Here is a 19888-nt window from a genome sequence, read left to right on the forward strand (position 1 = left end):
TTCTAAGTCAACGATGGGAAGTGGAAGCGACTTTCAGCCGTGACGCCGAGGCTCGGCAGACCATTCGACCTCTTCGGCTCCCGTTTCTGCCTGCGCTACCGGAACGCCATTCAGGCGGCGCAGCAGGGTTTCCCGTTCACAGGCGTTTTCCGACAACGAGATGACCACGGTCGCCACGGCGTTACTTGCCAGGCTGGTCAGCGCGCGCGCTTCCGACATGAAGCGGTCGATGCCGATCAGTAAGGCCAAGCCGGCCAGCGGGATGTCGTGGATGACCGTCAGGGTCGAGGCCAGCGCCACGAAACCACTGCCGGTCACACCCGCAGCGCCCTTGGACGACAACAGCATGATTGCCAGCATCGTCACCGTCTGACCCAGGGTCAGGTCGATGTTGCAGGCCTGGGCGATGAACACCGCCGCCAGCGACAGGTAGATGGCGGTGCCGTCGAGGTTGAAGGAATAGCCGGTTGGCAACACCAGCCCCACCACACCCTTCTTACAGCCAAGTTTCTCCAGTTTCTCCAGCATGCGCGGCAGAACGGGCTCGGTGGACGATGTGCCGAGCACCACCAGGAACTCCTCCCGGAAGTATCGCAGCAGCTTCCACAGGCTGAAGCCATGCGCACGGCAGATACCACCGAGCACCACCAGCACGAAGAACGCGCACGCGATGTACAGCGTCCCGACCAGCTTGGCCAATGCCCCAAGGGACGTCACCCCGTACTGTCCGACGGTGAACGCCAGCGCACCGAAGGCGCCGACCGGGGCAAAGCGCATCAGGTAGCCGAAGATGCGAAAGACCATGGTCGAGACGGACTCCAGCACATCGAGCACCGGCTTGCCCTTCTCGCCCATCGATGACAGGGCGAAACCGCTGAGCACCGCAATGAACAGCACCGGCAGCACTTCACCCTTGTTGAATGCACCGATGAAGGTGTCAGGGATGATGTGCATGAAGAAATCGACCACGCTGAGCTTCGCCGCAGAGGCGGCGTACTGGCCAAGCCCCTCGGTGCTGAGCGTGGCGGGGTCGATGTTCATGCCGACACCTGGGCGCAACAGATGCACCGCTGCCAGGCCGATCACCAGGCTGACGACAGTCAGTACCAGGAACAGCAGCAACGTCTTGCTCATCAACCGCCCCAGGGAGCGCTTGTCGGTCATGCCGGCAATACCGGTGACGATGGTGCAGAAAACCACGGGGGCGATCATCATCTTGATCAGCTTGATGAACGCATCACCCAGTGGTTTGAGCGCAACGGCCTGTTGCGCCCAGAAGTGGCCGACCACCACGCCCAGCAGGACGGCGCAGAGGATCTGGAAATACAGTGACTTCGCGAGTTTCATGAGGCATCACCCATTGTTGAAATTGTGCGGATGTGCTGGTTGCCGATGTGATCGGCCTGTTGCCTACCCTGCCAGCCTGCGCAAGGTTGGGGCGTAGACGAAACCTGAGAACAGCCGGCGGGCGGTTCGTACCACAGAGGCCTGGAGCGTCTTGCCGTCGGCACCGCTGCGCGAGAGCGCCACGTCGATGCCACCGCTCGGATGTTCCAGACGGACTTCTTCCAAGTGCTGGGCTTGCTCGCCGAGCATGTCCATGATCACGGTGCCTGGGCTGACGCAGGCAGTCGCCAAGCCAATAGCACCGGTGATGGCCAAGGCCCGGTGGCAGTTATGAGGCATGAAGTAACGCACCTGGAGCGTGCCGTCATGACGCGGCGGAGAAACCAGGACAGGCTTCGGGATCACCATGCCGCTGACATCGCCCAGCCCCATCGCCTTGCCGGCCTTCAGGCGCAGGGCCTCCAGCCGTTGCAGCAGGCGGGTATCGGCATCCAGCTGCGCCGGGGTCTCTGAACCGGTCATGCCCAATTCGCTGGCATGGACGATCATCATCGGCATGGCCATGTCGATGCAGGTGACCGGTACACCGTCGATCACATCCTGGGCCTGGCCAGTGGGGAACAGTTTACCTGTCTTGCTACCGACCGCATCGAGGAAGGTCAGGTGCACCGGGGCGGCAGTCCCTGGTACGCCGTCGATTGCCGTGCGGCCTTCGTATCGCACGATGCCACCTGGTGTTTCCACCAGCGAGTTGACGAAGGTGTTGGTGTTGAGGTTGCGGATGCGAACCAAGGTCTTGCCATCCTGAGGCTTGACCAGGCCTTGCTCGATGGCGAACGGGCCAACGGCGCAGAGCATGTTGCCGCAGTTGGGCGCGGTATCGACCCGGCGCTGGGCAACCATGACCTGAACGAAGAGGTAGTCGACGTCTGCGTCGGCATGCAGCGAAGGGCTGATGATCGCCACCTTGCTGGTTTGCGGGCTACCACCACCGATACCGTCGATTTCCAGTTCGTGCCCGGAACCCATCAGGTTGATCAGCAATTCGTCGCGTTCGACCACATTGGCAGGAAGATCCCATGCGTGGAAAAAAGGCCCCTTGGAGGTGCCACCGCGCATGAGTACGCAAGGAATTCGTTGCATGATTTCGCACTCTTGTTGATCAATGGACATCATTGATGTTGTGGACACAAGATTGACAGGGATGGATAAATCAATCCAATGCAAATATCGTAGGCATTATTGCGAATCGTGGATTAATTCACCGCTAAGGCCGGGGAGCGAAATCAGATGGAATATGAGCTGCAAGATATACGATCGTTCGTGAAAATCGCCGAACTTGGCAGTTTCCATGAGGCTGCGGAAGCGCTGCATTTGTCGCAGCCGGCCCTGAGTCGGCGGATAAAGAAACTCGAGGAAGGCTTGGGCACCTCGCTGCTCGAACGCACCACCCGTCGCGTCAGCCTCACCAGTGTCGGGCGGGACTTCCTGCCCAAGGCCAGACGCTTGCTCGATGACTTCGAGGACTCGATCCTGAGCATTCGCGAACTGGCCGAACGACAGACCGGCCAGGTAACCCTCGCCTGCATTCCGACCGCAGCGTTCTACTTCCTGCCTTCGGTGATCCGCGACTACAACGAGCAATACCCGAAGATCCGCATTCGCTTGCTGGACCTTAGCGCCAATGATGGGCTCGAGGCCGTGCTGCGGGGTGAGGCTGACTTCGGCATCAACATGATGAGTGGCCAGCACCCGGACATCGAATTCGTCTCCCTGGTGCAGGAACACTTCGTCCTGGCCTGCCGCCGGGACCATAAGCTGGCGACCCGCGACGCCGTCACCTGGACGGAACTTGCCGACTACCGCCTGATAGGCGTTGGCCGCCTGAGCGGCAATCGGATGCTGCTGGACCATGCGCTTTCCGGGCTCAACCTGCGGCCCAAGTGGTTCTATGAGGTCCAGCACCTGTCCACCTCGCTGGGCATGGTCGAGGCCGGGCTGGGGGTGTCGGCCATGCCCAGCCTGGCGATGCCCAGCGCCGACCACCCGACGCTGGTCAGCGTGCCGCTGATCGAACCCCAGGTGACCCGCACCCTGGGCCTGGTCTATCGCCGAGGGGCGTCGCTGTCGCCCGCAGCGGAGAAATTCGTGTCGATCCTGCTGGACAAGTGGCCTAACCGTTGAGCGAGAGGACTTGCCTGTGGTTTGGCGCAACGCAGGGCGAATGCCAGATGCGATCATGGCTCATTCCCCTCCCAGGCCCAGCGTGTTGGGTCGGCGTTTCTCGATCGCGAACTTGAGCAATGCCGCGCTGCGGAACAGGCCATGGGCGAACTTGCCGTAGGGCAACGTGATGAACAGCGCCATGACCGTACCCAGGTGAATCGCCAGCACGATCGCCATCGCAGCCGTGTCACGCAGGCCCAACAACGCCAGGCCCGTGGCGCTGACCAGCAGCAGAAGCAAGATGAACGCCCGGTCCATGGGACGCTGGGCGACATCGCCCTGCTCCGGCGCCCTGCGAAGGTTGAGCGCCAGCAGCCCGGCTGGCCCGACGATCAACCCAAGACCGCCCAACGTGCCGAGCAACACCGGTGCACTCAACAGGGGGTATGGCGCCTGGTAGCCCAACAGGTAGTGATACCCGGTGGCAACCACTGTGGCGGCGAAACACAGCATGAAGCCGTAGAAGGTGAAGTGATGGAAACGTCGCCGCCACAGTGTGTAGCGATCGTCGGCGTTGTTGCAGCCCTGGCCATGCCCTCCATCGAGATACTTGAGGGTCAATGCCGCACTCGATGCCTCCACCACAGCCCCTTTGACTGGTTGCGCCTGCGCCTCGGCCGGCGAGACCGAACGCCAGAAACGGCGTACCGCGACCGCCAGCGCCAGACTCGCCGCAGCGAAGACACCGCCGAACATCAGCGCCAGGGTGTTATGCGGGAAAACTGCATAGAAATTCCCCGCCAACCGACCGGGCAACAGCGTGCCGTTGGCGCACAAGGTCAACAGCAAGAACAACGACAGTGCCACTGCCAAAGCACTGGCGACGAAGATGCCGTTGTGTCGATACAAGCGTCCGAACAGGGCCGGCCAGGCGTACTCGGCGTAGGTTTGCCCACGCACCTTCGCCATAGCCTGCGGCACGTTGACGGCAAATTCGTGGGGTTGAGCGTACTGGCAAGCATGCAGGCACGCGCCGCAGTTGTGGCACAGGTTGGCCAGGTAGTGGATATCTGCCTTGCCGAACTCAAGCCTGCGGGTCATGGCCGGGAACACCGCGCAGAAGCCCTCGCAGTAACGGCAGGCGTTGCAAATGCGCATTTGCCGGTCGACTTCTTGCTCCTCGACGTTCAACACCGGGATCAAATCGAATGCGGGCTGGGCGGTATCAGGCTGGAATGGTTCAGGCAGTTGCGCGGTCATGGCGTTTCTCTTTTTCTGGATGTTCGTAGCCTGCCGCAGCAGCGGCGCTGGTCCCGGCGATGCGCCCGAAGGCGGTACCGATGGACATGCCGACACCGGCGGTGTAGCCCTTGCCCAGCACATTGCCCGCCATCATCTCGCCGGCAACAAACAGGTTCGGGCTGGGATTCCCATCGAAATGAACGGCGGCCGTTTCATCGGTGCGCAGCCCCAGGTAGGTGAAGGTCACACCCGGTCGCAGCGGGTAACCGTAGTACGGAGGTGTATCGATCGGGCGCGCCCAGTGGCTTTTCACAGGCGCCAGGCCTACGGTGTGACAGTCGTCCAGCTGCGTGTGATCGAAGGTACCCACCTGACAGGCATGGTTGTAGGCGCGCACGGTTTCGACGAAGGCTTGGACAGGCAAGCCAAGCAGGCCCGCCAACGCCTCAAGGCTGTCGGCGGTAGCGCCCGGAAACACCGGCGGCATGAATCGACCCAGGGCTTTCTGGTCGATGATCGAGAAACCCACCTGCCCAGGCTGATGGGCCACCAGACGCCCCCAGATGGCATAGCGCTTGGGCCAGAAATCCTCACCTTCATCGTAGAAGCGCTGCCCGTCGCGGTTGACCACCACGCCCAGCGACACACAATCGATGCGGGTGCAGATCCCGCCGTCGTAGAGAGGCGCACGGGCGTCGATCGCTACCATGTGTGCCTGCGTCGGGTCGCCAATCTTGTCTGCGCCCTGTTCGATCAGGCGGCGTAACAGAACCCCGTCGTTGAAACGCGTGCCGCGAATCAGGAAATTGTCCGAGGGCCACTCCCCTCGCGGGTTCTGCCCCCAGGCCTCGCGCAACCACTGACGGTTGGACTCGAACCCCCCGGCTGCAAGCACACAACTGCGCGCCTCGATGCGCTCGGCAGGAAGGTGCCGGCCCTGGACCTCACGCGCCGGCACATGGGCTGCAACGAAGGATCCCTCTTGCAGTTCAATGTCGGCGACAGGCGTGTCGTAACGTACCTGCACCCCAAGGTTCTCGGCGCTGCGATAGTAGGCATTGATCAGCGCCTTGCCGCCGCCCATGAAAAAGGCGTTGGTTCGTGCGGTATGCAGCGCACCAGATAACGAGGGCTGAAAGTGCACGCCATGACGGCGCATCCACCCGCGGCAATTGGAGGAGGCACGGATCACCAGGCGCGCGAGCTTTTCGTCGGTCTGGCCACCGGTGACCTTCAGCAGGTCCTGCCAGAACTCTTCTTCCGGATACGCGTCGACCAGTACGTCCTGCGGGGCATCATGCATGCACCGCAAGTTACGCGTGTGTTGGGAATTGCCACCCCGCCAGGCGCGGGGGGCAGCCTCAAGCAGCAGTACGCTGGCTCCGGCTTCCCGCGCCATCAGCGCGGCACAGAGGGCGGCATTGCCCCCTCCAATGACTAGCACATCGATCATTTCGCCTCCAAGTCACGAAGCGCCGAATGTTCGGCTGCTCCTCGTGACCAGGGACTCTAATGAGTACCCAGAGGGTCCGAAACGCGATTAGCGGGGGGAGGCATTCAGTTTTTCTAAAGGCTACGGATGGCAATGCCGGGAGACTGAGTCAAAGCAACTGCGCTCCGGGCCATCGGTCCTGCTCCACCAACTCCCGAGAAACCTCCTGCAGCACGATCCGTGTCGCCAAGGCGGCCGGCGAGAGCTCGTCATCGGTCAGGCTGACGATCAGGTTCCGGCGCTGCGCCTGTGCTTCGTCAATGGCGAACACCCGCAAGCCTGCGTGATGCGCCCGTGCGACGGTCGCCCCGGGCTGGATGGTGGCGGCATGCCCTGCACAGACGCAATCCATCAACAGCGACAGGCCATCGACTTCCATGACGATCGAGGGTTCCAGCCCGGCCCGTTCGAAGATCGAGCGCAGCGTGGTGCGCAGGCCGTGCTGTGTGCTGGGCATCACCAAAGGCAGCGAGGCGATCTGTTGCAGGGTCAGGGCCTCGCCCCAGTTGGCATCGACCAGCGCGGCGGGAACCAGGACGAACAACCGCTCGTTGAGTAGCGGCCGGACCTCCAGCCTAGGCCCCGGCTCTGCCTGGAACAGCACAGCAAGGTCAAGGTGCCTGGCGTTGAGTTGGTTCATCAGGTAGCCCGACAGCATCTCCACCAGGTGCAGACGGATATCGGGATAGCGTTCGCGCATCCTGTCGATCAACGCCAGACCAAGAATGGATGCAGTAGTCGGTGCCAATCCGACACTGGCATAACCGCTCATACGGCCGCTTTTCGCGGCTAGGACAGCATGATCCGCCTGCCGTAGCGCCAGCCGTGCATGGTATTCGAAGGCCAGGCCCGCTGCCGTCGGCGAGACACCGGTACTAGACCGCGTCAACAACCGAGTACTCACTTCGCTTTCCAGCTTCGACAGTTGCTGGCTCAAGGCAGAAGCGCCAACCCCAAGCTCAAGCGCAGCACGGCCAAGGCTGCCGCACTCCAATACACTGAGGAAATAGCGAAGTTGACGTAATTCCATGTGGGTCTCTTTCAGCGATATGGGTCTGGCCCCATGGTAAAGGCAAAAGTGCAATGGCCAAGGTGCGAAAGCCTCAGCGCAACCCGGTGGCCTCAAACGACTCTACACGTCACTGCACGAAAACCCGCACCCGGGCGCTCAAAAGGCGATTGGGGGAATAGACCATAGAGATCGGATTGGACTCAAGCGACCAGCACGCCAGCAACCGAACCCGTGCGTCAGACTCGAAATGCGGTTCGACCATGCCCGCTTCGCGGGTCAAGCCGCTCCCAAAGTGGCCTGGACGCACACTGGCGTATCAGAGCAACAGCCTGTGGTTCTGCAGTGCCTTCCTGACCGCCAACGCTGCTTCAAACAGGGACCGTTCCTCATAAGGCGCGAATCCCAGCAAAAAACCTGCAGACACCGGCGCTTGGAAAAATGGCGAAAGTGGCAGTACATCAACGTTGGCTTCTTCGATTCGACGACCCGCTTCAGACTCGCTACCGACCAGCAATGAGCAAGCGATGTCCAGGCCAGCACGAATCTCCGGCACCTCGATCAAACCCTGCCAGTGTGCTTGAGCTGCGCAGTTGAGCGCCTCAGCACGCAGCGAATAGCGTTTGCGCATGCGTCTGACATGCCGTTCGAAATGCCCTTGATCGAAAAATGCCGCCAGCACCGCCTGACTCAGGCTATTAGGGTGTCGTGAGGTCAACGCTACCGCGCGGGTAAAGACATCGACCAGATGTGTAGGGAGCGCCAGATACGCCAGGCGAGCGGACGGGAACAGCAGTTTGCTGAATGTGCCGGCGAGGATTACCGACTCATCGGCACCCGCCATGGCGCGCAATGCTGGAATGGGCTTGGCAATGAATCGATACTCGCTGTCGTAGTCATCTTCAATGATATAGGCCCCAGAAGCGCTCGCCCAACGCAGCAATGCAAGCCTCCTGGCGGGAGACAGTTCATGGCCGGTGGGCATTTGCCGCGAGGGCGTCACATAAGCGAGCTTAGCCTTGGGGGCGGCCTGAATACCATCCTCGACCCGCATACCCTGTTGATCCACCGGGACGCCCACGACCTCACAACCTGCCACCGCCATAAGCTGACGTACCCCCGGGTAACCCGGGTCCTCCATCCAGACGCTCTCCCCTGGCGGAACCAATAAGCGCAAACATAGATCGATCCCCTGTTGCACGCTACTGAGCACCACGATCTGGTCAGCCGAAATATGCACGCCTCGAGCGCAGCCCAGATAGTCGGCGATGGCGTGACGCAAACTCGGCAACCCGGCGGCATCATAATCGAGCAGCGCTTCCAGTTTGGAACTGCGCATCTGCTGGATATGCAGCTTGCGCCAAAGGTCTATCGGGAATGACCGAACGTCACTACGCATCGGGAAGAAAGGACGAAGTCCAGGCGCGACCTTGCGCCTGGCGAATGCCGGCGTGGCAGTCTGCAGCCGCTCGACCCATTCCGTGCTTGGGGGAATCCGCCGCACCGGGATTTGCGCTCCACCGCCTCGCTGGCGGGGAAACACCCGTTGTTTGGCATCAGGCAGCTCCAAGCACACACGGGTGCCACTGCCTGTTCGGCTGACCGCATAGCCCTCAGACAAAAGCTGCTGATACGCTGCCTGTACCGTTCCGCGTGCGACGCCTAGTCGTGCAGCCAGCGTCCGACTTCCCGGGAGCTTGCTTCCTGCAGCCAGACGCCCGGCAAGCATTGCCTCGCGCAACTCCAGATACAGCCACTCCTGAAGATTGACGCCCGCAGTTGACCTTCCCGAGGGTAGCGCTATCGCACCGAACAGGGTCGCATCGGATGGCATGGGCACCTCAAAAGTGGATCAGTGAATTAGAGTCCAAGTGGATCAATACTATAGTCCGCTTCATGACCACAATTGAACCCTACCCAAGCTTCTCGCGCTGTGTGCGAACCGGGCCAGGGAATCCCGCAAATGACGCCCCGCATGTCGCGCGCTCACCACCGTCCCGAAGAAAGGAAACAACCCATGAGTCGCCTCAATTGGTTTCAAGCTTCGCCTGGCGCAGCCAAGTCCCTTGGAGGTCTGCATCATTTCGTGACCACGGCTACGAATCTGCCGGCCCCCCTCATCCATCTGGTGTTTCTCAGAGTGTCCCAGATCAATGGATGCGCCCACTGCATTGATCTGCATTCACGGGATCTGATCAAAGAAGGTATGTCGGTGGACAAGCTGGTGTTAGTACCGGTATGGCATGAAGCGCAGGACTTGTTCACGGATCTGGAACGCTCGGCTCTGGCCTGGGCAGAGGAAGTCACACGGGTTAGCGAGACCCATGTGTCGGACGAAGCATACGCAGCGGCCTCGGCGATGTTTGCAGAGAAGGACCTCGTTGACCTGACGGCGGCCATTGCCGCCATGAATGCTTTCAACCGTATGGGAGTCAGCTTCCGGTTACGGCCTGCTGCCGAGGCTTGATCCCGAGGTTCATGAAGAAGGCAAAAAAAGGCCCGCGCTAGAACGGGCCGAAGACCTGATTGGGAACGTCGAACGAACGTTACATCTGTTCTGATGAGCGCCCCCGGCAAAGGTTTTTCAGCGATACGGATCACACCGACGAACGGCAACCTCCGCCACGTGCCAGCCTCAGCGCCAATGGGTCATCGGCGCGCCTGTGACGGGGTCCTGCACGGGGCCTGGTACGACAGCGATGCGCGCAATTGCCTGAGCGTAGGTGTGGGCATCAGGCCGCTGGATGTCGTAGTCCTCCTGCCCGCGGGGATAGGCCCCGACCACCAGGAAGTCTTCGCTGCACTCGACGCAGCGATGGCCCGTCCCGGCCGGCAACACCAGCACATCGCCAACCCTCACGCTCAGCGTCTGACCCGCTTCGCCACCGAGGGTCACCTGGGCGCGGCCCGCGGCGACGCCCAATACCTCATGGGCATTGGGATGAAAGTGGTGATAGTCGAATATCCCGGCGCGCCAGAGCGGCGTCCAGCCATGGCCGGCGAACAATGCCTCGAACGCACTGGCATTGTCATTATCAGGGTCGAGCTGCAAGCGATAGCACAACACGGGGAAACGGTTGTTGGGCGTTACCCCGTCGTCTTCGAAGTGCAGGGTCTGCAGCGCGCCACTGCTGGTGTCGATGTCATTCATCTGTGCCCCGTCCCGATCAGGTTGTCGATGTGCCTGGGAACCCCTCGCCCGAGATGAGGTTCCGGTTAGCCGACCGACGTGAACGCCGTTGAAACTTTACCGGCGCGTGCCAAGTCCAGACCCCTATCGAGGACAGACCGGGAGAAGACAATGAGCGGCACGGTAGGCCACTTTCTGGTGGAGCGCTTGTATCAGTGGGGGGTACGGCGCATCTTCGGCTACCCCGGCGATGGCATCAATGGCATGTTCGGTGCACTGTGCTGATCGAATTCAAGACCGACCCCAACGTGCCGCCGCTACCGCCGCATATCAAGCTGGAACAGGCGAAGCAGTTCGCCAGCACCCTGCTCAAGGGCGCCCCGAACCAGGCTGGGGTCATCGTGCAGACCGCCAAGCAGGTACTCAGCTCGGTACTGCCCGGCAAGAAATAACCCACCGTGAGGACCTGCCATGAGTGCCATTTCCCTAAAGGGAGCGAAAACGCACCGCCCGCAGCCAGATCCTCGGGGCGTGGTGTGGGGCGTGGCCATTGGTCGGCGTTGCTGTGGCGGTGGCCAATGCGGTCTACCACGCCACTGGCAAACGCGTCAGGGAGTTTCCGATCACCCTCGACAACTCCTGTAACCCACTACCTGCGCCCGCCCAGTTCGATCCAGGCGGGCGCGTGGTCGCTGGCCTTGACCTGGTTGCGTACCCAGGCATCGACCCCCGCCCGTTTCAGGTAAGGTGCAAGTTCGGGGTTGAGCAACAAATGGTCGAGGCGTAACCCGGCATTGCGCGCCCAGTGATTGCGAAAGTAATCCCAGAAGGTGTAAACGCGTTCATCGGGATGCAGGTGGCGAATGGCATCGACCCAGCCCACCTCCAGCAGTTGCTGATAGCAGGCGCGGGACTCGGGCTGCAGCAGTGCATCCTTCTGCCATGAGCGCGGGTCGTAGATGTCCAGGTCGGTAGGCACCACGTTGAAGTCGCCCGCCAGCACCGTTGGATGGCCGTTGCCGTGCAGACCCTTGGCGTGCTCGATCAGGCACTCGAACCAGCGCAGCTTGTAGTCGAACTTGGGCCCCGGCTGCGGGTTGCCGTTTGGCAGGTACAGGCAGGCGACCAGCACCCCGTGAACGGCTGCCTCGAGGTAACGGCTCTGCGGGTCATCCTCCATACCCGGCAAGCCCCGGCGCACTTCCAGCGGCTCGCTGTCACGCGCCAGGATGGCTACGCCATTCCACGACGGCTGCCCCTGATAGAGGCAGCCATAGCCTGCCATTTCCAGGTCATGGCGCGGGAATTGCTGATCGGTTGCCTTGAGCTCCTGCAGGCAGGCAATGTCCGGCTGCTCGCGCTCCAGCCAGTTCAGCAGGGCCGGCAGGCGGCTGCGAATGCCGTTGATGTTGAAGGTTGCGATCTTCAGCGTTTTCATGCGTCAGGGGCGCTCCCTGGGGCCTGCACGAAGTTTCCAGCGCATGCACACGGGCCGGGACGGCCCGCGTCTTGAGCGCCAGGTCTGTAGCGACATGATGGCAGGCTTTGCTGGACAGCGCACCGCCGAGGGGGCGCCGAATAGACTCCAGTTGCCCCAGGACAGGATGGCCAGGTTGGTCGATGCTCATCTGCCGTGAGGTGGGCGCACGCCGACCGCGTACATCACGCATGACAGGTGCGGGTCTATGCCCTACCTGGGAGAACGTGCAGGTGCTCGCGCAGAAAATCGATGAACGCCATCGCCCGCGCCGAATGACGCCGCTCACGACTGAACACCGCACTGACTGGCAGCGCGGTGGCCTTGTAACGGTCGAGCACACTTTGCACGCGGCCTCGTTCAACGTCTGCAGCGAAAAGCCATTGTGGAGAGAGGGAGATGCCCAAGCCGCAGAGGACCATTTCACGAATGGCCTCGCTGCTGTTGCTGGTGACGTTACCGGTGATGGCGATCTCGAACTCGTGCGCCCCGCGCGTGAAGCGCCAGCGGTCGTAATGCTCCAGCAAGGTGAAACCGATGCAATTGTGACCTGCCAGTTCACTCGGCTCCAGGGGCACACCGCAGCGTTCTAGATAAATAGGCGAGGCGTATACCCGTCGCGTGGTTGTGCCTAATGATACCGCCACCAGGCCCTCGGTCTTCACCACTCCAATTCGGATCGCCAGGTCTATGTTTTCCATGAGCAGGTCTTCGTTGTGATCGCTCAGCCGCAGGTCAATTCGCACATCGGGATAGCGCTGCAGAAACGTCCCGATCAGAGGCGCGATGCATAATCGCCCGTAACTGACCGGTGCGGCGACGCGCAGGGGGCCTGCGACCTGCTCCTGGCCACTGGCAAAGCTGCGCGTGGCGCTTTCGACTTGCCCGAGAATTTCCTGGCAGTGGCTGTAGAAACGTTGCCCCTGGTCGGTTAGCGCGAGGTGTCGGGTGCTGCGGGCGAACACTGGCCCGCCCAGGTACTGCTCCAGAGCGCGGATCTGCTTGCTGACGGCGGGCTGGCCCATGTTCAGTTCCCGAGCCACTGCCGAAAAAGACCCACGCTCCACGACCCTCACGAAGACGCGCATGCTGTCGAACAGGTCCATGCCACCAGCCCTCTCTTGGGAATGAGTCATATGCAAATTTAGCTTCTTATCGGAATGGCTCGAAAGGAGCAACTTGTATGCATCCACTCAAACAGAGGTTTCCGTCATGAGTCAGACCATGCTTGCCGCTATCGCCGAGTCCGCCCACGCTCCACTGGTCGTACGGCGCATTGCTCGTCCAGTTCCCGGTAAGGGGCAGATCCTCGTCAAGGTGCACGCCGCCGGGGTCAACCCGCTCGATACCAAGATCGCCAACGGTGCTGGGGCACACGCCCGTCAGCCGCTGCCGGCGGTGCTCGGCCTGGATTTGGCCGGCACGGTCGTCGAGCTCGGCGAGGCGGTAGAAGGCTTCACGCTCGGCCAGGAGGTCTTCGGCATGGCCGGTGGGATCGGCGGGACCCAGGGCACCATGGCCGAATACATCGCCGTGGATGCCCGGCTGATCGCACCCAAACCGCACGCTCTGGACATGTGCGAGGCGGCCGCCTTGCCTTTGGTGTTCATCACCGCCTGGGAAGGTTTGGTGGATCGCGCCAATGTCCGCGCAGGCCAGCAGGTGCTGATTCACGGCGGCGCCGGTGGAGTCGGCCAAATGGCCATCCAGCTGGCCAAGGCGCGTGGGGCCAAAGTCTACGCCACCGGATCGGCCGCCAGCCTCGACTTCATACGCGCCCTGGGAGCCACGGCGATCGACTACCAGGCCCAGCACGTAGCGTCCTATGTGGCGCAACATACGGCCGGGGAAGGTTTCGACATCGTCTATGACACCGTGGGCGGTAGCACGCTGGATGCATCGTTCGAGGCCGTGAAGCCCTATACCGGGCACGTGCTGAGCTGCCTCGGTTGGGGCCAGCACAGTCTTGCGCCGCTATCGTTCAGAAGCGCCACCTATTCGGGCGTGTTCACCCTGACTCCGTTGCTTACGGGCAAGGGCCGCGAACACCACGGAGCAATCCTGCACGAGGCGGCTGAGCTGGCAGATGCCGGGCAACTGAGGATCCGGGTGGATCGGCAACGGTTCGCACTGGACGAGGTCAACGACGCCTTCCGCCAGGTTGCTGAAGGCCGAGCCAAGGGCAAGACGATAATCCAGTTGCCGAGCGAATAGAGTCGAGACGATTGGAAGCCAAAGTACCCGACCAGCATTTGCCGAGCGGGACCGAAGGCAGTCTGTGGGCAAGGGCAGCTAACGGCCCAAGCAGTAAACAATTTCGGGGATGCGGCGAGCCTTGAGGGCTCGCCGTCGTCCCGTTGATTGCAGCCGTCGATTACAGCGTTGAGATGGTACCGCCGTCGATACGGTGCTCGGATCCTGAGATCGAGGCGGCACGGGGGGACGCGAGGAAGACGATCAAATCGGCAACCTCTTGAGGTTCGGCCGGCCTGCCCAGTGGGATTCCGCCAATCGACTCCATGACAATTCGTTTGCCTCCTTCGTAGTCCGTTCCTGCCTGGGCAGCCAACCGCTCTGCCAGCCTTACGGACGCCTCGGTCTCAATCCACCCAGGCGCGACGCTCAGCACACGAACCCCCTTTGGCGTCACTTCCCTTGCAAGGGATTTGCTGTAGGTGGTGAGCGCTGCCTTGGCGGCGGCGTAGGCGGTGGTGGATTCAGGCACAGGCATCATGCGCTGAATCGAGCTCACATGGATGATAACGCCTGAGCCCTGGGCAAGCATGGACGGCAATAGCGCGCGATCCAGGCGTACGGCAGGCATCAGATTGAGGTTCAGCTCTGCTAGCCACTGCTCGTCACTGATGGCGGCAAAGCCACCACCTGGAGTGCTTGAACCACCAACCACGTTAATCACGATATCGACCCCGCCCCAGCTCTGCAGCACGGTCTGCGCGACGTGAGCCACGCCTTGTGCCGTCGTCAGATCGGCACCGATATAGGTGACGCCATCCACCGGTCGTGCCGACACGTCGCGCGCCGACGTTGCGACTCTGGCACCAGCCTCCACGAGGGTCTGCACGACTGCAGCGCCAAGGCCCATCGTGCCGCCAGTGACGACTGTGCGCAAACCCTTGAGTTGAAGGTCGAAGCTCATGCCGTTATTTCCAGCGATGCGATCAGGCCGCGTTCAAGACGAAAGCGGTACGACAGAACGATCGGGCTGCCAGGGAACTTGCCAGTGACGTTGGCGCGCACCAGTTGGAGTCCGTCCTGGCGCTCAATGGCAAAGGGCACGCTCGTCGCGCTGTACTTGGCCGAGGCCTCGGCCATGAATGCCTGGATGGCGTTGATACCCGTGTAGGTGTGACCGTCGTCCTTCATGACGGCTTGCGTATCGAAGCAATGTGCCAAAGCTTCAGGGTCGTGTTCGGCAGCGAAGTACGCAGCAATCGGATCAGGTAGGGTCAAGGTATGCATGTTGTTGGCTCCATGGGGTCAGTGACAGCCTTAGGCTCTGTACGAAAAGCCTTGAAACTCGGTGATGCTGCGCTGAAAACAGCCTCGGAATGCTCATTTACAACCGTAAACTCCGCTTCCTCGGCTGTTTTCGCCTTGCCTGACCTTCGTCTCAATACTTTTTGTACAGCCCCTAGGATGCGTACCGGACAGCATTAATTGAATGCTCTAGAATCCGAATGGACTATGTAGAAGCGAATGCATAATGCGTGGATCCGAATTTGCTGAGCTAAAAGCCTTTGTGGCCATCGTGGAGCGTCAAAGCTTCGCGCGGGCCGCCGATCATCTGGGCTTATCGCCCTCTGCACTCAGCCAGACCATTCGACAGCTCGAACGTCGCATCGGCGCACGCCTGCTCAATCGCACGACCCGAAGCGTCGCGCCATCGACGAGTGGCGAGCTGCTCTACAGGCGTGTCGCCCCCTTGTTTCGAGAGATAGCTGTTGCCGTCGCCGAAGCCAGTGAGGCCACAGGCCAGATAAGCGGCACGCTGCGTATCAATACGCTGGGGATCGCCGCGAGAACCCTCATTGCGCCCCGGCTGGCACGCTTCCATCAGGCACACCCTGACGTGGTGCTCGATATCGTGGTCGACGACGCACTGGCCGATATCGTTCTTGGCCGTTTTGACGCGGGCATCCGTGTAGGTGGCCGGCTTGAGAAAGACATGGTGGCCGTCCGCCTGACGCCAGACCTGAACATGGTCGCCGTGGCGTCTCCGGACTACCTCGCACGTCGAGGCATCCCTCAGTCACCTGCTGAGTTGCAGGATCATGCATGCATCAACTGGCGGCTGCAGATGGACGGTAGGCCCTATCGCTGGGAGTTCCAGGAACGGGGACAGCCGCTGGAAGTGGCGGTCGACGGCCCCGTCGTCACCAATCACCCTGACATCGGCATCGCTGCCGCCCTGCATGGGCTCGGCATCGCCTATCATTTCGAGAAAGAAGACGTGGGCGAGCTGTTGGCCCAGGGACGGCTGATCCAAGTCCTTGCTGACTGGTCGATTTCACGTCCAGGGCTGTTCCTCTATTACCCGAATAGGCAACACCGGCCAGCCGCCCTAGGAGCGTTCATAGACTGCCTATTGGATCGCAAACCGTTCGATCAGGCCCATTCCGAAACCCATCGATGATAAGCGCGAGGCAGGGGTAGCGGGAAACATGACATTGAGCCCCTCGAAACAACAGCGGACGCGACGGTAGCGTTTGAGTGCTTGTCCTGCGCCATCCCATCTTCCTTCGAAGAATGCCTGCAGGTCAGTAGCTGATCTGCAGGGCATCGGTATTCATCCGATGCAGCGATGTAGATGAAGCCCTGCTTGCTCAGCTGCGCTCGGCCATTTCCAACATTGGTGACTTTATGGGCAGTGATCAGAATGTGTGTGTCATCGACTGCTGTTTGTACGTTGTGGCCAACCGTGCCTCGGCCACTCGTGGCCATTTAGCGGCGATCAAAACGTTAGACAATCGCAGGTGTCTTCACACAGCCTGGCCTCAATTGGTGCCCTTCATACCGAGTAGCCATGGGACAATGTAGTTGAAAAAGTCGGATTATCAGCCCGTCAGAACTTGGCGCTATGTGACAAGTCTTGAGGCGAAGGTCAGGCGAGGCTGTTCTCAACGCAGCCTCACCGAGCATCAAGGCTTTTCGTACAGAGCCTAAGGCATAAACTGCTTTGATGCGCTGGCAATGCGTTGGTACTTACGCTGCTGCCGCTTAATGCTGCGGATATCCAGAAAAAATATTTCTGCGCTACGCCACAGCAGCATCCACGCGGTGACTGTAACGACTCCCACAGGGATGGTGCCTTCAATCCCCAGAGCTGTGCCTGCCAGCACCAAGGCAAGCGCCAAGCCTAAGAGTGTCAGCGCTACCAGCCGTTGGACGCGAATATCCCCTCTGAGTTGCTCCCTCTTTTCCGCAAAGGTATTGCTGATGGCGTGCTGCAGGCGTTCTCGCTCGTCTTCTGGGCAACGAATGTGTAGGCACAGATCGGGATGGTACCAAGCACTGTCTGATAAGTAGTCGGTCAGCTCCGGGCTTAACTTGGGGTTTTCCGGCAAGGCAAATGGATTGAGGTAATCTTGGGTGATCGTGAGATCGATTATTTTAGTCATAACGAAACTCTACCGGGTTGAGCTATGAACGGAGATTTTAGTGCTCGAGGTAAAGCTAGTCGCAAGACAACTGCTCTGCCCGATAGGCCGTTGCGCGCTCAGTTGCAGAAGCGGATTCATCCGGGATCTGTGAGGGACATCAGAAAGTGACCGGCTCAGGCGGGGATAAGGGCCTGGGGCAGCGGGTGGCCGATCTCGATCAGTAATGACTAGGGTCTGTCTGAAAAGTCTTGGGACGAAGGTCAGGCAAGGCGAAAACAGCCTAGGAAGCGGAGTTTACGGGTTGAAAATGAGCATTCCGAGGCTGTTTTCGACGCAGCATCACCGAGTTTCAAGGCTTTTCGTACAAAGCCTAGCTGCTTTTGGCTGATCTCTGCCCTTCATGAATGGCAGCTTCGGGCCGAAAGCAGCCGGTCGTGAGTGACTGCTTTCGACCCATAGCTGCCCTTCGCGGAGGGCAGCAATCGGCCAGAAGCTGCCCATCCGCTCTTCGAATGCTACGCTCTGCGGTATCCGAATGACCCTTTACTACTTCTACAACCGTTGCGTGTTTGTTGGAGATCTACATGGAAACCATCGCACGGGCATTGATCCTTGCCTGCAAACATATTGACGACCGGCATAATGTCGAAAACGATGATGACGTAGCGGCGCTTGAGGCAATTGCTGCTGAACTGAACGACGCATCTAACGCGGAAATAAATTGCTTGATTGAGACGGCGAAAAAGCTTGAAGTGGAAACCTGGCCTGAAGAAATGGGAATTATCTAACACTGCGTATTCGATAGGTCATGAACTACAGCTTTTGGACGAGAGCGGTCCATGTCGGAGGTCTGCTTTGGGTCGAATGCAGCCGGTCGTGGGTGACCGCTTTCGACCCAAAGCGGGCATCGAATCTGGACTCTTTATCCAGTATCGGCCTCATCGCTTGGTAGCCGGCTCCGGACCGAAATGCGCCACCTTCCTGGTCTATGCCCCACCGGTCGGATCTGCGCTTGCAGACCATGGGGCATGAAACGGCCCCCTCTCGATAGGTGTTCGCTTCACGCCCTGATGAGGCTAGCCACTACTGTCGATGTCGACTCAGATCCAGACGTCATTCAGCGCTGTTCGCTCCCCGACTTCATGACCAGTATTCAACACGCCTCGCGGCTCAATCATCATAAGTGCTGTTTCCGTTTCTGCCGCTGTTCTGTGCTCTACACCACGTGGTACGACATACGGTTAGCCCGGCTTCACATGAACGCAGCCCTCGGGGAGATCGATGCGCAAGAGACCTTCGAGCACTAGAAAAGCTTCATCAGTTTCTGGGTGTGAATGCCAGATAAATTCACCTTCGATGCGTACCACCTTAAATTGGTAGTCGTTCATTTCCGCGACGACCCTTGGGCTCCATTGCTGCTCGATCAGAGAAGCTTTTTGAGTCAGGTTTACAGGCGGTGATGCCGATTGCTGATGCATGCTGGACATAGCTGATCCTCTCTAATTTGGAGTGACCAGCCTATCGAGCGGAAAGCGCGCTGTTCTTGTACGATCCTGCAACTTAGCGAACAGTGCGTAAGCGTTCCAGCCAACGCAGAGGCGGCACGCCGTAGGTGCGAGTGAAATGCCGGGTCATGTGGCTCTGATCATGAAAGCCTGAGGCAAGGGCGGCATCGACCAGTGAGAAGCCATCCAGAATCAGTCTGCGGAAAGAATCCAGGCGCCTAAGCGTGACAAAACGGTATGGGCTGGTGCCGTAAAGGGCCCGAAAGTCTCGCGACAAGCTCCATTGCTCACGTCCACTCGCCTGTTCGAGCATCTCCAGCGTGATGTCCACGTGAAGGTGCTCCAGGATGAACTCCCTGGCGCGCCCGGCAGAGCGGTAATCCAGACGTTTGCGACCACGCGGCTTGCCGCCGACTGCACGAAGCGCCATTGCCAAGTCATAAACGGCGTCCTGTTCCTCTAGTGTTTCCAGTGGATGATCGAGTGCCTGCACGAAAGCCTCGCTGGCGTGGTACAAGCGCGGGTCGCAGGATAGTCCGCCAGCAATGAAAGGCAACGGTTCTCCCCCGAGAACGTTCTGTATCAGCGACGGGTCGATGTAGGCCATCCGATAGCGAAAACCCACATCCGTGCCAGCCATGCCGTCATGCACTTCGTCGGGGTGCAGCACAAGTGTGTTGCCTGGCACGCCGTGGCACAGCGCTCCCTTGTAGTGAAAGCTCTGAACGCCGGCAAGAGTACGGCCTATCGAATATGTATCGTGACGATGCAGGTCGTAGCCATGGCCGCCAAACCACGCTTCGATGCGCTCCACACTGCCAGGTGTAGTGCTGCGTATGACCCAATCAGAGGTGGATGACGGGATTGCTTTTCGCTCCATGGGTATGCTCACCGCTAGT

18 protein-coding genes and 4 pseudogenes are annotated in these 19888 nt (G+C 60.3%); 7 read left to right on the forward strand and 15 right to left on the reverse strand.

Going from position 1 to position 19888, the window contains the following annotated elements; genetic code table 11:
• Positions 1–33: 33 nt before the first annotated feature.
• Both dctA and H620_RS0103225 read right to left on the reverse strand, forming a co-directional pair.
• The gene (dctA, locus tag H620_RS0103220) at positions 34–1347 is read right to left on the reverse strand and encodes a C4-dicarboxylate transporter DctA (protein ID WP_023380899.1); all 1314 of its coding nucleotides are present in this window, start codon (positions 1345–1347) and stop codon (positions 34–36) included.
• A gap of 63 nt (positions 1348–1410) precedes the next feature.
• Entirely contained in the window at positions 1411–2490 is a 1080-nt protein-coding gene (locus tag H620_RS0103225) for a 4-oxalomesaconate tautomerase (protein ID WP_023380900.1), read from the reverse strand.
• A gap of 147 nt (positions 2491–2637) precedes the next feature.
• Between H620_RS0103225 and H620_RS0103230 the strand changes: the two genes are divergently transcribed.
• A complete protein-coding gene (locus tag H620_RS0103230) occupies positions 2638–3531 on the forward strand; it encodes a LysR family transcriptional regulator (protein ID WP_023380901.1) in 894 nt (297 codons plus the stop codon).
• A gap of 60 nt (positions 3532–3591) precedes the next feature.
• Here the strand turns inward: H620_RS0103230 and tcuB are convergent, their stop codons facing one another.
• The 4 genes from tcuB to pdxR form a co-directional block, all read right to left on the reverse strand.
• A complete protein-coding gene (tcuB, locus tag H620_RS0103235) occupies positions 3592–4773 on the reverse strand; it encodes a tricarballylate utilization 4Fe-4S protein TcuB (protein WP_023380902.1) in 1182 nt (393 codons plus the stop codon).
• Positions 4754–6208, reverse strand: a complete 1455-nt coding sequence (gene tcuA, locus H620_RS0103240; RefSeq protein WP_023380903.1) for an FAD-dependent tricarballylate dehydrogenase TcuA — start codon at positions 6206–6208, stop codon at positions 4754–4756. The genes tcuB and tcuA overlap by 20 nt, the downstream gene beginning before the upstream one ends.
• Positions 6209–6356: 148 nt before the next feature.
• Positions 6357–7277, reverse strand: a complete 921-nt coding sequence (locus tag H620_RS0103245) for a LysR family transcriptional regulator (RefSeq protein ID WP_027906706.1) — start codon at positions 7275–7277, stop codon at positions 6357–6359.
• Positions 7278–7575: 298 nt separating this feature from the next.
• On the reverse strand, positions 7576–9090 hold the full coding sequence (gene pdxR, locus H620_RS0103250) for a MocR-like pyridoxine biosynthesis transcription factor PdxR (RefSeq protein ID WP_027906707.1): 1515 nt from the start codon (positions 9088–9090) through the stop codon (positions 7576–7578).
• Positions 9091–9273: 183 nt separating this feature from the next.
• Here pdxR and H620_RS0103255 point away from each other — a divergent pair, with 183 nt between their 5' ends.
• Entirely contained in the window at positions 9274–9723 is a 450-nt protein-coding gene (locus tag H620_RS0103255; protein ID WP_023380906.1) for a carboxymuconolactone decarboxylase family protein, read from the forward strand.
• 168 nt (positions 9724–9891) lie between these two features.
• On the opposite strand, the gene H620_RS0103260 is transcribed toward H620_RS0103255, so the two are convergent.
• Positions 9892–10407, reverse strand: coding sequence for a cupin domain-containing protein (locus H620_RS0103260; RefSeq protein ID WP_023380907.1), 516 nt, complete (start codon positions 10405–10407; stop codon positions 9892–9894).
• 257 nt (positions 10408–10664) lie between these two features.
• Between H620_RS0103260 and H620_RS27135 the strand changes: the two are divergent.
• Both H620_RS27135 and H620_RS27685 read left to right on the forward strand, forming a co-directional pair.
• Positions 10665–10838 (forward strand): annotated as a pseudogene (locus tag H620_RS27135) (hypothetical protein); the annotation flags it as partial.
• A 98-nt stretch (positions 10839–10936) separates the two neighbouring features.
• Positions 10937–11020: pseudogene (locus H620_RS27685) on the forward strand (hypothetical protein); the annotation flags it as partial.
• A 15-nt stretch (positions 11021–11035) separates the two neighbouring features.
• Here the strand turns inward: H620_RS27685 and xth are convergent.
• Together xth and H620_RS0103285 are read right to left on the reverse strand one after the other, a co-directional pair.
• Complete coding sequence (gene xth / locus H620_RS0103275; protein WP_023380908.1) at positions 11036–11824, reverse strand: exodeoxyribonuclease III; 789 nt, start codon at positions 11822–11824, stop codon at positions 11036–11038.
• A 245-nt stretch (positions 11825–12069) separates the two neighbouring features.
• Positions 12070–12969 carry a LysR family transcriptional regulator gene (locus H620_RS0103285; protein WP_027906708.1) on the reverse strand — a complete coding sequence of 300 codons (900 nt, stop codon included), beginning with the start codon at positions 12967–12969 and terminating at the stop codon, positions 12070–12072.
• A 106-nt stretch (positions 12970–13075) separates the two neighbouring features.
• On the opposite strand from H620_RS0103285, the gene H620_RS0103290 reads away from it, so the two are divergent.
• Complete coding sequence (locus tag H620_RS0103290; protein WP_027906709.1) at positions 13076–14077, forward strand: zinc-dependent alcohol dehydrogenase family protein; 1002 nt, start codon at positions 13076–13078, stop codon at positions 14075–14077.
• Positions 14078–14237: 160 nt separating this feature from the next.
• Here the strand turns inward: H620_RS0103290 and H620_RS0103295 are convergent, their stop codons facing one another.
• Both H620_RS0103295 and H620_RS0103300 read right to left on the reverse strand, forming a co-directional pair.
• Positions 14238–15020, reverse strand: coding sequence for an SDR family oxidoreductase (locus tag H620_RS0103295; RefSeq protein ID WP_027906710.1), 783 nt, complete (start codon positions 15018–15020; stop codon positions 14238–14240).
• Positions 15017–15343 carry a nuclear transport factor 2 family protein gene (locus tag H620_RS0103300; protein ID WP_027906711.1) on the reverse strand — a complete coding sequence of 109 codons (327 nt, stop codon included), beginning with the start codon at positions 15341–15343 and terminating at the stop codon, positions 15017–15019. The genes H620_RS0103295 and H620_RS0103300 overlap by 4 nt, the downstream gene beginning before the upstream one ends.
• 244 nt (positions 15344–15587) lie before the next feature.
• On the opposite strand from H620_RS0103300, the gene H620_RS0103305 reads away from it, so the two are divergent.
• On the forward strand, positions 15588–16517 hold the full coding sequence (locus H620_RS0103305) for a LysR family transcriptional regulator (RefSeq protein WP_023380913.1): 930 nt from the start codon (positions 15588–15590) through the stop codon (positions 16515–16517).
• Between the two features lie 92 nt (positions 16518–16609).
• Here H620_RS0103305 and H620_RS27330 read toward each other — a convergent pair.
• A pseudogene (locus H620_RS27330) lies at positions 16610–16825 on the reverse strand (IS5/IS1182 family transposase); the annotation flags it as partial.
• A 218-nt stretch (positions 16826–17043) separates the two neighbouring features.
• On the reverse strand, positions 17044–17502 hold the full coding sequence (locus H620_RS0103310; protein WP_027906712.1) for a hypothetical protein: 459 nt from the start codon (positions 17500–17502) through the stop codon (positions 17044–17046).
• Between the two features lie 566 nt (positions 17503–18068).
• Here H620_RS0103310 and H620_RS0103315 point away from each other — a divergent pair.
• Positions 18069–18272 (forward strand): hypothetical protein, encoded by a 204-nt coding sequence (locus H620_RS0103315; RefSeq protein ID WP_023380915.1) that lies wholly within the window; start codon positions 18069–18071, stop codon positions 18270–18272.
• 312 nt (positions 18273–18584) lie between these two features.
• Here H620_RS0103315 and H620_RS0103320 read toward each other — a convergent pair.
• Together H620_RS0103320 and H620_RS0103325 are read right to left on the reverse strand one after the other, a co-directional pair.
• A pseudogene (locus tag H620_RS0103320) lies at positions 18585–18971 on the reverse strand (cupin domain-containing protein).
• Between the two features lie 73 nt (positions 18972–19044).
• Positions 19045–19869 (reverse strand): AraC family transcriptional regulator, encoded by an 825-nt coding sequence (locus H620_RS0103325; RefSeq protein ID WP_027906713.1) that lies wholly within the window; start codon positions 19867–19869, stop codon positions 19045–19047.
• Between the last annotated feature and the right edge of the window lie 19 nt (positions 19870–19888).

Origin of the sequence: Pseudomonas taiwanensis DSM 21245 (genome assembly GCF_000425785.1) — a bacterium.
In the GTDB taxonomy this organism is placed as follows: domain Bacteria; phylum Pseudomonadota; class Gammaproteobacteria; order Pseudomonadales; family Pseudomonadaceae; genus Aquipseudomonas; species Aquipseudomonas taiwanensis.

Excerpts from the sequence above, each read along its gene's own strand:
- H620_RS0103260 (WP_023380907.1), bottom strand. The coding sequence starts at position 10,407 with ATGAATGACATCGACACCAGCAGTGGCGCGCTGCAGACCCTGCACTTC.
- H620_RS0103305 (WP_023380913.1), top strand. The coding sequence starts at position 15,588 with ATGCGTGGATCCGAATTTGCTGAGCTAAAAGCCTTTGTGGCCATCGTG.
- H620_RS0103300 (WP_027906711.1), bottom strand. The coding sequence starts at position 15,343 with ATGCATACCTTGACCCTACCTGATCCGATTGCTGCGTACTTCGCTGCC.
- H620_RS0103230 (WP_023380901.1), top strand. The coding sequence starts at position 2,638 with ATGGAATATGAGCTGCAAGATATACGATCGTTCGTGAAAATCGCCGAA.
- H620_RS0103325 (WP_027906713.1), bottom strand. The coding sequence starts at position 19,869 with ATGGAGCGAAAAGCAATCCCGTCATCCACCTCTGATTGGGTCATACGC.
- H620_RS0103290 (WP_027906709.1), top strand. The coding sequence starts at position 13,076 with ATGAGTCAGACCATGCTTGCCGCTATCGCCGAGTCCGCCCACGCTCCA.
- xth (WP_023380908.1), bottom strand. The coding sequence starts at position 11,824 with ATGAAAACGCTGAAGATCGCAACCTTCAACATCAACGGCATTCGCAGC.
- H620_RS0103310 (WP_027906712.1), bottom strand. The coding sequence starts at position 17,502 with ATGACTAAAATAATCGATCTCACGATCACCCAAGATTACCTCAATCCA.
- dctA (WP_023380899.1), bottom strand. The coding sequence starts at position 1,347 with ATGAAACTCGCGAAGTCACTGTATTTCCAGATCCTCTGCGCCGTCCTG.
- tcuA (WP_023380903.1), bottom strand. The coding sequence starts at position 6,208 with ATGATCGATGTGCTAGTCATTGGAGGGGGCAATGCCGCCCTCTGTGCC.
- H620_RS0103315 (WP_023380915.1), top strand. The coding sequence starts at position 18,069 with ATGGAAACCATCGCACGGGCATTGATCCTTGCCTGCAAACATATTGAC.
- H620_RS0103255 (WP_023380906.1), top strand. The coding sequence starts at position 9,274 with ATGAGTCGCCTCAATTGGTTTCAAGCTTCGCCTGGCGCAGCCAAGTCC.
- H620_RS0103245 (WP_027906706.1), bottom strand. The coding sequence starts at position 7,277 with ATGGAATTACGTCAACTTCGCTATTTCCTCAGTGTATTGGAGTGCGGC.
- pdxR (WP_027906707.1), bottom strand. The coding sequence starts at position 9,090 with ATGCCATCCGATGCGACCCTGTTCGGTGCGATAGCGCTACCCTCGGGA.
- H620_RS0103225 (WP_023380900.1), bottom strand. The coding sequence starts at position 2,490 with ATGCAACGAATTCCTTGCGTACTCATGCGCGGTGGCACCTCCAAGGGG.
- H620_RS0103295 (WP_027906710.1), bottom strand. The coding sequence starts at position 15,020 with ATGAGCTTCGACCTTCAACTCAAGGGTTTGCGCACAGTCGTCACTGGC.
- H620_RS0103285 (WP_027906708.1), bottom strand. The coding sequence starts at position 12,969 with ATGGACCTGTTCGACAGCATGCGCGTCTTCGTGAGGGTCGTGGAGCGT.
- tcuB (WP_023380902.1), bottom strand. The coding sequence starts at position 4,773 with ATGACCGCGCAACTGCCTGAACCATTCCAGCCTGATACCGCCCAGCCC.